This window comes from Nonomuraea sp. NPDC050556 (assembly GCF_044457355.1).
Lineage (GTDB): Bacteria > Actinomycetota > Actinomycetes > Streptosporangiales > Streptosporangiaceae > Nonomuraea.
This window is the reverse complement of record NZ_JBITGU010000003.1, coordinates 477698-488251: the sequence shown is the minus strand read 5'-3', so window position 1 is coordinate 488251 and position 10554 is coordinate 477698. Positions and strand designations below refer to the sequence as shown.

Annotated in this window: 8 protein-coding genes; 5 read left to right on the top strand and 3 right to left on the bottom strand. The window is 69.1% G+C overall.

The genetic code is table 11. The features are described from left to right. Positions 1-421 precede the first annotated feature (421 nt). On the top strand, positions 422-2521 hold the full coding sequence (locus ACIBG8_RS31400; RefSeq protein WP_397346637.1) for an alpha/beta hydrolase-fold protein: 2100 nt from the start codon (positions 422-424) through the stop codon (positions 2519-2521). Positions 2522-2928: 407 nt separating this feature from the next. After that, entirely contained in the window at positions 2929-3810 is an 882-nt protein-coding gene (locus ACIBG8_RS31395) for a GNAT family N-acetyltransferase (RefSeq protein ID WP_397346636.1), read from the top strand. Positions 3811-4252: 442 nt separating this feature from the next. On the opposite strand, the gene ACIBG8_RS31390 is transcribed toward ACIBG8_RS31395, so the two are convergent. Further along, positions 4253-4873 carry an ABC transporter ATP-binding protein gene (locus tag ACIBG8_RS31390; protein WP_397347809.1) on the bottom strand — a complete coding sequence of 207 codons (621 nt, stop codon included), beginning with the start codon at positions 4871-4873 and terminating at the stop codon, positions 4253-4255. A gap of 353 nt (positions 4874-5226) precedes the next feature. Here ACIBG8_RS31390 and ACIBG8_RS31385 point away from each other — a divergent pair, with 353 nt between their 5' ends. Further along, a complete protein-coding gene (locus ACIBG8_RS31385) occupies positions 5227-6273 on the top strand; it encodes a substrate-binding domain-containing protein (RefSeq protein WP_397346635.1) in 1047 nt (348 codons plus the stop codon). A gap of 458 nt (positions 6274-6731) precedes the next feature. Here ACIBG8_RS31385 and ACIBG8_RS31380 read toward each other — a convergent pair whose 3' ends face one another. Further along, the gene (locus ACIBG8_RS31380) at positions 6732-7487 is read right to left on the bottom strand and encodes a class I SAM-dependent methyltransferase (RefSeq protein WP_397346634.1); all 756 of its coding nucleotides are present in this window, start codon (positions 7485-7487) and stop codon (positions 6732-6734) included. 50 nt (positions 7488-7537) lie between these two features. On the opposite strand from ACIBG8_RS31380, the gene ACIBG8_RS31375 reads away from it, so the two are divergent. Next, complete coding sequence (locus ACIBG8_RS31375) at positions 7538-8368, top strand: copper resistance protein CopC (protein ID WP_397346633.1); 831 nt, start codon at positions 7538-7540, stop codon at positions 8366-8368. Beyond that, positions 8365-9399, top strand: coding sequence for a copper resistance D family protein (locus tag ACIBG8_RS31370; RefSeq protein WP_397346632.1), 1035 nt, complete (start codon positions 8365-8367; stop codon positions 9397-9399). Before ACIBG8_RS31375 ends, ACIBG8_RS31370 begins: the two co-directional genes overlap by 4 nt. Here the strand turns inward: ACIBG8_RS31370 and ACIBG8_RS31365 are convergent. Beyond that, positions 9357-10547 (bottom strand): hypothetical protein, encoded by a 1191-nt coding sequence (locus ACIBG8_RS31365; RefSeq protein WP_397346631.1) that lies wholly within the window; start codon positions 10545-10547, stop codon positions 9357-9359. The genes ACIBG8_RS31370 and ACIBG8_RS31365 overlap by 43 nt on opposite strands. Between the last annotated feature and the right edge of the window lie 7 nt (positions 10548-10554).

Genomic DNA, 10554 nt, shown 5'->3' with positions numbered 1-10554 from the left:
CACCCCGCACCCCGCACCCCGCACCCCGCACCCCGCACCCCGCACCCCGCACCCCGCACCCCGCACCCCGCACCCCGCACCCCGCACCCCGCACCGAGGGTGAACCACAACCCCCACTCGCCCTGCAACCCCCAATCTCCAACCTTCAGCCGTTCACACCCACCGTCCGCCTCCACAGCACCTACGGAGCGCCAACCCTCACCCCACCTCCTGGGGAGCCCGACCTACATCCCGGCATCACACACCCCGCGATCGCCTGCAGTCCGTCGCCCAAACCCTCACCGCCCCTCCCTCCGCTGGCCCGATCGACATCGACACGCAGGCCCCACCAGGACCCATCGACGTAGGCCCGCCTTGACGCGAATCTCCTGAAACCGGAACAATCTTTCAGAGCGAACTGTAAACGTTTACAGGAGACCCCTTGCACATCCCCCGCTGGAGCAGGTTCGGGCTGCCAGCCCTCCTGGCCCTCTCGCTCCTAGCAGCCCCCGCCCTAACACTCCTCCCCATCACCCCTAGCCAAGCCGACCGAGTAAGAACCGGCACCCTCACCACAACCACCGCCCCCTCCCCCACCCTCGGCGACCCCATCGCCTACACCGTCTACCTCCCCTACCGCTACGACCGATCCAAGGACCGCTACCCCGTCCTCTACCTGCTCCACGGCAGAGGCGACACCATGCAGGCCTGGACCAGAGTCAAAAGCACCCTCGACCAGATGATTGCCGCGAAGTCCATCCCTCCCCTCATCGTCGTGATGCCCGACGCCCCCTGGAGCGACCGTGGCAACTGGTACGTGAACTCCCGCTACACCACAGGCCGCCCCGTCGAGACCGCCCTCACCAACGACCTAGTGAAAGCCGTCGACGCCACCTATCGAACCGCCCCGATCAGGGAGGCGCGCATGGTCGGCGGGTACTCGATGGGCGGCGCAGGAGCCCTCCGCTACGTCCTCGCCCACCAGGACCTCTTCTCCAGCGCGATCGTGCTCAGCCCCGCCGTCTACACACCTTTGCCGCCAAAAGATTCCTCCACCCGCGACTACGGCGCCTTCGGCGACGGCACCACGAAGTTCGTCGACGCCATCTATGAGCAGCAGTCATACCCTCAGCAGTTCGCGAAGGTGAACCCCGACCTGCCCGTGCGCCTGTTCATCGGGGTAGGAGACGACGAGTACGCCAACCCCGACCCGGCGGACGCCCACCACGACCTCGACTTCGAGGCGGCGACGCTCTACAACACCGCCCGCCGCGTCCCCGGTGTCTCCGCCGAGTTCAGGGTGGTCGACGGCGGGCACGACTGGACCGCCTGGACGCCCGCCTTCGAGCAGGCCCTCTCCCACCTGGGCCCCGCGCTGAGCGTGGTCCCGCCAACCCCGCTGCCCACTCCCCTGTACGGCACAGCCGCGCAGGACTGGGCGGGCGGCCTCGCCGTACACGCCGACGGCTCCATGACGGTCGGCCTCGCAGCGGGCGACCCGATCAACGGGCAGGAGCACAAGGGCAAGCTGGACGCGGTCCTCATGCGCAGGAACACCGACGGCACCACCCGCTGGACCACCCAGCTCGGCACGTCAGCGGATGACCGTCTGTACGGCGTGGCCGCAACGGACGACGGCGGTGTGCTCGCAGCGGGATACACGAAGGGTGACCTCGACGGCATTCATTCCGGCAACACCACCGACGACGCGTTCGTCACCCGCCTGAACGCCGACGGAACCGTACGGTGGACCACCCAGTTCGGCGTCCCAGGCGTCGCCGACCGCCTCTACGGCCTGACCGCTGCCCCGGACGGCAGCGCCTACGTCACCGGCTACACGAAGGGCGCCCTCGGCGGCCCGAATAGCGGCGACAAGGACGTCATCCTGGCCAGGCTCGCCCCGGACGGCAAGCTGTCATGGACGCGCCAACTGGGTGGAGCGGGCGAGGACAAGGCGTACGGCGTGGCCGTACTCGGCACGCAGGTGTACGCGGTCGGCAGCACCACCGCCGCCATGCCAGGGGCCACCGCCCTCGGCGGCCTGGACGGCTGGATCACCGCATACACCACCGACGGGACACCTCAGTGGACCACGGTGACCGGCGGCACCGGCGACGACAGAATGAATTCCGTCATTGCCACCTCCGCAGGCCCGGTAGCAACCGGCGCCCAGTCAGGTGACGTGGCAGTCGCCGCGCTGACTCTCGCGGGCAAACAACGCTGGACGACAACGATCGCCACCTCCTCCGCCGACGAAGGCGCAGCCGTGGTGGCACTGCCGGGCGGTGACATCGGCGTGGCGGGCTACACCAGAGGCAGGGTGAGCGTCGCCGCAGGTGGCGCCGACATCCTCACCGCACGCCTGTCATCGACCGGGAAGCAGCTCTCCGCCACCCAGTTCGGCAGCGTGAGGGACGACGGCGTAGACCCCTTCGCCGAGCCCAACCTGTACGCGACAGCCCGATCCAACGGGACGCTAGCCATAACCGGCCTGACCTACGCCACAAGCAGCAACGGCGACATCTTCGTCACCCCCAACTAACCCACCAACAACGCCCGCCTACACCAACCGCCACCGCTCTCACCACGACCTGCCCCAACCCGTCATCACTCTGTCACCACCCCACGTAACCACTGCTCCGGCACCACCACCCCACGCCGCAACCGCTCCCTCACTGCTGAAACGCGACCCGTGCTGCCCAGACACTCCCCCAGGCCTGGGCAGCACGGACGCCGAGGTCGAATGACCGTGCCCCACCTCGCGCCATCCTCTCCTCCACCCCTGAGCGGAGGCACCCCCCGAGAGGGATACTCGCCCTGAGCGGGGCACCGCTCGCGGCCCCCCGGGATCACCACTCGCGCCTATGGGCGGGCCATCATTGGAGGGCGAGCTCGTCCACGTCCGCAGTGAAGCTAGGCGTTGTGGGATTATCTGACTAAGGTCAGAGAATGGATGAGACCCTGGTCAGCAGGGTGCGCCGGTTCAACAGGACCGTCACCCAACGCGTAGGCGCACTGGACGACGCCTTCCTCTCCCGCCAACGACCCCTCGGTCAAGCCCGCCTCCTCTGGGAAATCGGCACCTCCCCCACCGAGGTCCGCACCCTGCGCGCCCGCCTCGACCTGGACTCCGGCTACCTCAGCCGCCTCCTCCGCGCCCTCCAGGCAGACGGTCTCGCCACCGTGGACACCGACGAGACAGACGGACGTGTCCGTACGGCCAGCCTCACCCCAGCGGGCCTCGCCGAGCGGGCGGAACTTGACCGCCTCTCCGACGAGCGGGCCGCCCACCTGCTCGGCAACCTCGACGATCACCAGCGCACCCGCCTTGTCGCGGCGATGGGCGAGGTGGAACGACTTCTCCTCGCCTCAACCCTCCGCGTAGCGGTCACCGATCCGCGCGATCCTGATGCCCGCCACTGCCTCAGGGCGTACTTCGCCGAGCTGTCCACCCGTTTCGACAACGGCTTCGACCCCGCGAGGAGCCTTCCGGCGGGCGATGACGAGCTGAGTCCACCCGCAGGTCTACTGCTGGTCGCCACGTTGCACGGCGATCCGGTGGGGTGCGGCGCGCTTCGGTTCAGGGATGAATTCGCTCAGGTCAAACGTATGTGGGTGTCTTCTGCTGTGCGTGGGCTCGGGCTGGGGAGGCGGCTGCTCGCCGAGTTGGAAGCGCAGGCTGCCGCACATGGCGCTCGGACGTTGCGCCTGGAGACCAACCGGGCGCTGGCTGAGGCGATCGCGCTGTATCGGTCAGCGGGGTACAGCGAGGTGGAGCCGTTCAACGACGAGGCCTACGCCCATCACTGGTTCGAGAAGACGCTCCCCTGAGAACGGAGCCTGAGAGGACCGCTCGACACTGAGCTCCATGGAGCCGCTGGTCACCGGGGTTGGATGGCCGCCAGGCGGTAGGTCCGGAGAACCGCTGGGGGCTTCAAGGGGCGGCTCCCCGATCGAGACAACGCCGTTCCCCTGGCAGCGGGGCTGTAGAGACTGCTCCTCAAGAGCGAGGTTGCTCCCTTAGGACAGGGTTCGCGAAGCGGTGTTCACGAGGGCGAGGTTCGCGAGACTGCTCTCCGGGGCGGGGATTTGCGAGCGCGAGGCGGCGGAGGCGGCAGAGGCAGGAGCTCGGCGGAGGCGGCGGCCCGGGGAAGCCGGGGGCAGGAGGCCGGGGGCAGGAGGCCGGGGGCAGGAGGCCGGGGGGCAGGAGGCCGGGGGGCAGGAGGCCGGGGGGCAGGAGGCCGGGGGGCAGAGGCGGGGGTTCGGGGAGGGGTCAGTGGCGTTGCCGTACTGTCCCTGAATCCATGACATACGTCCGGTCCGCGCTCCGATCGATGGCGGTGCGTTGCGCCAGCAGGATGCTGATGCCCTCCGCATTCAACCCCTGAATCACACCCAGAACCTCAGGCCCCGGCTCGTCCAGCATGAGCAGTCTCGGCCGGCTCATCAGCGCCCTGGCGATCGCCAGCGTCCGCTGCTCGCTCTCGCTCAGCTCTGAGGCAGGCCGCCCGGCACATCCCTCCATCTCCGGGAACAGCGCGTAGACCCGCTCTAACGACTCGGTGCGCACCCGTCTGGATCGCCTGCCGTACGCGCCCAGGATGAGGTTCTCGTGCACCGTCTGCTTCAGCCACAGATCACCACCCGCGGGCACGAAAGCCATCCCCAGCTCAGCACGCCACACAGCGGGCAATCGCGTGATCTCCATGCCTTCGAAACAAATCGCCCCAGCCGCTACCGACCGCAACCCGGACAGCGCCTCGAGCGTCGCGGTCTTGCCGGAGCCGGGCGCACCGACGATCGTCACGAGCTCACCCTCGCCGACGTGCAGAGATGCCTGACGGACGGCCGGCGCTTCGCCGTCCCCCACCCTGACTCCAGAGACCTCTAGCATTGCGCCGTATTTGCCCCGATAAGCCGAAACGACACCGGCGACTTCGTCCCACGCGCCCCATTCGAGGCAATACGAAGGCGGGCACACGCACTGACCGCCATGCGCTCCGGAAAGGCAATCACAGCGCAGGATCCCCGCACGCCAAGCCCGCTGCGCACGTCGCAGTGCGAGCCACGGGGACCGCGAGGCTGGCTACGGATGCCGGAGTGGTGGCCGCTCCGGGAAACCTTCCGAATCACCCAAGCGAATGATCAGAGATTGGGATGGTTTATGGGCAAGGGTACGCGCATTCGTAGGCATGAATTCCACGGTCGGGGCCTGCGCACGCCGGAGGTCGGGCGAGAATGGGTGCCGTGAAGCGCGGTGAGAAGTTCCGCATCCTGGCCGACGAGCTCCGCAGGGGCATCGCCGAGGTCCGCTGGCCGGAGGGCCGGTTGCCCACCGAGCAGCAACTCGCTGCCGAGCAGGGCGTCAGTCTCAACACCGTGCGCCGCGCGGTCGACCTGCTGGTCGCCGACGGGCTCGTCTACCGCAGACAGGGCTCGGGCACCTACGTCGCCCCCACCCCGGCCGTGACCGGGCCGCTGGTAGGTGTCGTCATCCCGTCGATGACCTACTACTACCCGCGGATCATCGCCGCCATCGAGACCGCGCTCGCCTCCCGTGGCGCGCAGATGTTGCTGCGCAGCACCGGATACCACGTCGACGTGGAGGAGCAGGCGATCGCCAGCATGGCGAACGTCGACGGGCTGCTCCTGGTCCCGGAGCTCGCCGGGCAGGTCTACCCACACAAATACCTCGAATCCCTTCCTGCTCCCACGGTTCTGGTGGAGCGGCAGTTCCATTCAGGGGCTGACATCTACGAATTCGTCTGCACCAACCACGGCGCGGGCGGCTACCTCGCGGCGCGCCACCTGCTCGACCTCGGCCACACCCGGGTCGCCTACCTGGGCAGGAACAGCCCACATGCCGCGCATGTCATCAGAGGCCTCAACACCGGCATCGACGAGGCCGGGCGCAAGGTCGTGCTGATCACCACGTCGCCGAGGGTGACGTCGGAGGTCGTGGACGGGTTCCTGGACGACGCGTTCGCCCTGGAGGCGACCGCCGTGCTGTGCTTCGCCGACCGGGAGGCGGCGATGGTCGTGACCGCGGCTCGCAGGCGCGGGCTGAGCGTGCCCGGGGATCTGTCGGTGATCGGTTATGACGATGAGGTGGCTGATCTGTCCGATGTGCCGCTGACGTCGGTCTCGCCCGCCAAGCACGAGGTGGGCGCGGTCGCTGTCGAGACGTTGCTCCGGAGGCTGGCCGAGCCGGACGCGCCGCTCAGGCAGCATCTCGTGGTCCCCCGGCTGGTCGTCCGCGAGTCCACGGGAATTCATTCCCCTTCCACGAGTTGACTCGGCGTGGAGCCCCTGTGAGCGGTCCACTGTACGGCTGAGCCTGATCGGTGCCGCCGAGCGGAGGAGGCCACCCGACCGACCGCTCTGGAAGGCGAGCACCCAGGGGTGGCACCTGCCGTGCCTGGAGGCGGTCCTGGCAGGGAGACGAGCGCGCCGCGCCGGTGACAGCCCGGGGCAACCACGGTGATCTGGGAGGAGAGGAGGGCCTGGAGCGGAGGGACCGCACGATGCGCGGGTGGGTCCCGCGAGCGTCTCAGGATTGTTTCGGTCATGACCCCGCGGGTGCTGCGCCTCAGGCTGCAGGACCGCCTACCTCTGCGGTGGCAACCACTGCTGGACGACGTGCGCGACCGTCAACCGCTACCGCTACCGGTTCGACTGCTGCGACTTCTACGACGCCGACACGCAGGCGTGCATCTGCCGGGTGGGCATGCGCCACAGTAATTAGTTCTCTTCTACCGGGGGCGGCGGGCGATCAGGACCTCGGTCGTGATGTGTTCCTCCCACATCCCGTCCGGGCAGTCCTCCAGAAGTGCGGCCCTCAACGCGGCCGTGAACGCCGCCACCCGGTCACCGAGCCGCGCCGGCGCGGAGTATGAATACGACAGTTGCAACCCCACGACGTCGTCCACGTCGCGCACCAGGACCCAGTCGAAGAGCGTGGTCTCCACCTCGCTGAACGCCGACCGGCCGATCACCTCGTCGTGGTGCAGCCCGCTTCCCTCGAAGGACTGCGCCGTGGGCCGCCACTGCAGCCCGAACTGGGCCCGTACGGTCGCCGTCACCGGCTCCCACGACGGCGTCGCAGGATCCCGGCAGGGCCCGACGAGGCACACCGCCCCGTCTGAGGGAATCAATGCGTCGAAGTCATTCAGTACGGCGGTGCGATCCATCCAGTGGAACGACCTGCCCATGACCGCGTCGTCGAAGGCGGGCAGTTCCCTGACCCTGGAGGAGTCCGACCTGATCCAGCGCACGTTGGCGGGCGAGCGCCGCCTGCCCTCGGCGAGCATCTCCTCGTCGGGGTCGACGGCGATGACCTCGCGCACGTACGCCGAGAGGGGAATGGCGACCGTACCGGGACCGCAACCGAGGTCGAGCACGCGCCGTTCAGGACCGAGCGCGGCGCCCAGGTGGGCGATGGCGTCGGCCCCGTGGTGATGGCGGTGGGTGGCATAGTACGGCGCAGCCCCGCCGAACAGGTCCTCCATGGATGGGACCATATACGGGTTCTCCATGGTCAAAGGGAAGGTCAAGATCGGTGAGGCGGCTTCTCACGGTCCTGCTGCTCGCCTGCGCCGTCGTCGGCATCGGCGTCGCGGGGCCAGCGCAGGCACACAACGTGCTGCTCAGCAGCGACCCTGCGGACGGGGCGTCGCTGTCGGCCGCTCCCGACGTGGTGACGCTGGTTTTCGACCAGTCCGTGCGGCAGGGGTTCGCGCAGATCAGCGTCACGGGCGCGGGCGGGGGTTCTTTCGCCGACGGTCCTACCTTGGTGAGCGGCCCGAAAGCGTCGGTGCGGGTCAAACCGCTGGCTGGGGCGGGGATGTATGAGGTGGGGTATCGCATCCTTTCGTCGGACGGGCATCCGGTGTCCGGGCGGCTGACGTTCACGTTCACGGGCGGCACGGCGGGGCAGCCGTCGAGGGGTACGGCTCAGCCGACGTCTGCCGACGTGCACGCGGCGGCCGCGGAGGCGGCGGCCAACGGCGGCTCGGGCATGGCGGTGTTGTGGATCGGCGGCGCCCTGCTCGTGCTCGCCGTGGGCACCGTAATCGCCCTCCGCCGCCCACCCGCCGCGACGGACGCTGCGGACGGTGCGGACGCTGCGGGCGCGGCAGACGCTGCGGGCGCGGCGGGAACGGCGGGAACGGCGGGCGCTGCGGGAACGGCGGACACTGCGGGCGCGGCGGACACTGCGGGCTCTGCGGACGCGGCTTCGCGAGAAGCCCCCGCCGACCCATCCGTCGCATCAGCTGCGCAGCCAGAGGCCCCCCAGACCGCCCACAGCGCCGCGGCCGATGCACCTGCGGTCACACCCGTGCGCGCCCCCGGAGCCGATGTGCCGGGTGCAAGGGAGGAATCGCGGTGACGGCGGATGTGTCTTCCCGGGTCGGGCCCACCCGGCTGGGCCCGAGGGAGTTCGCCGGAGGGTTTGTCTTCTGCACGATTCTCGCCGTCGTCACCGCGAGTTCCCTCACCGCCCAGGAAGCCGTCCCCGGCATCACCATGCCCGGCCCCGTCGTCGTCTACGGCCTCCCGATCACCAGAGTCCTCCTCGACGCCGCCGCCGTGGCACTCGTCGGACTCAGCGTGCTCCCCAAACTCCTGGGCTTCGACGACCAGGACCGCACCGAGAAGATCATGCGCAGAGTCAGGCCCCTGGCCGTCTCGGCGGCATGGGCGTGGGCGGTCGCCGCGCTGGTCACCATCGTGTTCCAGACCGCCGAACTCAACCCGGGCGGCGTCCCCACCCTCGCGATGATCGCCGAATACGTCGACAGCGTGGGCACCGGCCAGGGCCTGCTGTTCAGCGCCGCCTGCGCCCTGGTCGCCGCCGGTGTCGGCCTCATGGCGGTCAGGTTCGGCGAGAAGGTGCCCGCCGAGCTGCGGATCGTCGTCGCGTTGTTCGGCCTGATGCCGATCCCGGTCACCGGCCACGCGGTCGACTCGGTCTGGCACGACCCGATCATGATCTCGATGGAGCTGCACGTCATGGGCGCCGCGCTCTGGACCGGCGGCCTGCTCGCCGTCGCCGCGTTCGTGGCCCCGCGCCCCGACCTGCTGGCCACCGTACTGCCCAAGTTCTCCAGGCTCGCGACGGTTTGTCTCCTGCTGGTGGGCCTGTCCGGCCTGGTCAGCGGGCTGGGCACGATGGTGCTGACGACAGGCGTGGAGCTGCCCGGCGCGATCTTCACCAGTCAGTACGGCCTGCTGTTCCTGACCAAGCTCGCCCTCGCCGGGCTCCTCATCCCTCTTGCCGCGAACATCCGCTTCCGCCTGCTGCCGCGCATCGCGCGCGGCGAGCTGACGGCGGTCGCGGGGTGGGCGCTGGCGGAGATCGCCGTGATGGGCCTGGCCTATGGCGCGGCCGTGGCGATCACCCGGGCCTCGATCGGCTGATCGGCGGCGCGGAGGTTCCAGCGGCCCGCCAGCCATTCGCAGGTCAGCCAGGCGACCAGCAGCCCGATTCCCGCCCAGATCGCCGAGGACGGGACGAGCGGCGGCGTGCCGTACAGGTTGGTCTGTCCGAGAATCGTGCTGTAGAGCGAGCCCAGGACGCCGCTCTGCACGGTCAGCGCGCCGTACACGGCGGCGGTGACCAGCACGGATCCGACGACGGCCCGCGGAACGGGCGCGCGCAGGACGAAGGCCAGGTCAACGCAGACGGCCCCGGCGATCAGGACGAACGGCAGGGCCGACGGCGGGAAGTCGCCCACGACGAGCAGCGGCCAGACAAGCGTGCGGAACGCGACGTATGCCGCGGCGACCGCCGTCGCGCTGCCGACCTTGCCGATCATGATGCGGGCCACCGCCAGGACGGCCATCCCGGCGATCACGACGTAGACCGGGTAGAGGAAGTCGGGCACCGGCAGCGAGAAGTTGACCATCATCACCCGGTCGACGGGCCGCCCCATCTGGTCGGCCGCGAAGTTGAGCAGCATGTCCTCGGCGTAGACGCGGTGGTTGTCCCACGCGCCGATCGACAGGATGCCGTACTCCTGGTGCTGCGCGGGGAAATGCACGTTCTCCAGGAAGAAGGCGAAGAACGCGCCGAGCACGATCGTGCGTTGCCTGCCAGGCAAAGCGCCGACGAACCAGCCGCGAATCACCCCGGCAATCATGAAGAACGTGCCGACGTAGAGCATGATGTGCGACGGACTCCACGAGGTGATGTCGAGCCCATTGATTCTGTGATTGATGAGGTCGAGCGGCACCGCGACGAGGAAGATGCCGGTGCCCCACTGGATGAGGCGCAGCGCCGCCTTGTCCACGCCATATCCGGTATAGCCGTGGATGATGGTCAGCGCGAGCGCCAGCGCGGTGCCGGCGGAGTTGAGCAGGTGCGGCGGCGCGAGGTCGTCGCGGAGCCACTTGAAGTGCCAGGACACGTCCCACGCCGAGCCGAGGACCTTGAGGGTGAAGGCCACGAGCCACCCGAGGTAGAGGACTTTGAACAAGTCCTGCGGCGTCTCACGCCCGGCCGGGCCTCTCGTCCAGTACGGCAAGGCCCACTGGGCTGCTGACTTGACCATCATTCGTGGCTTCACGGGGCGC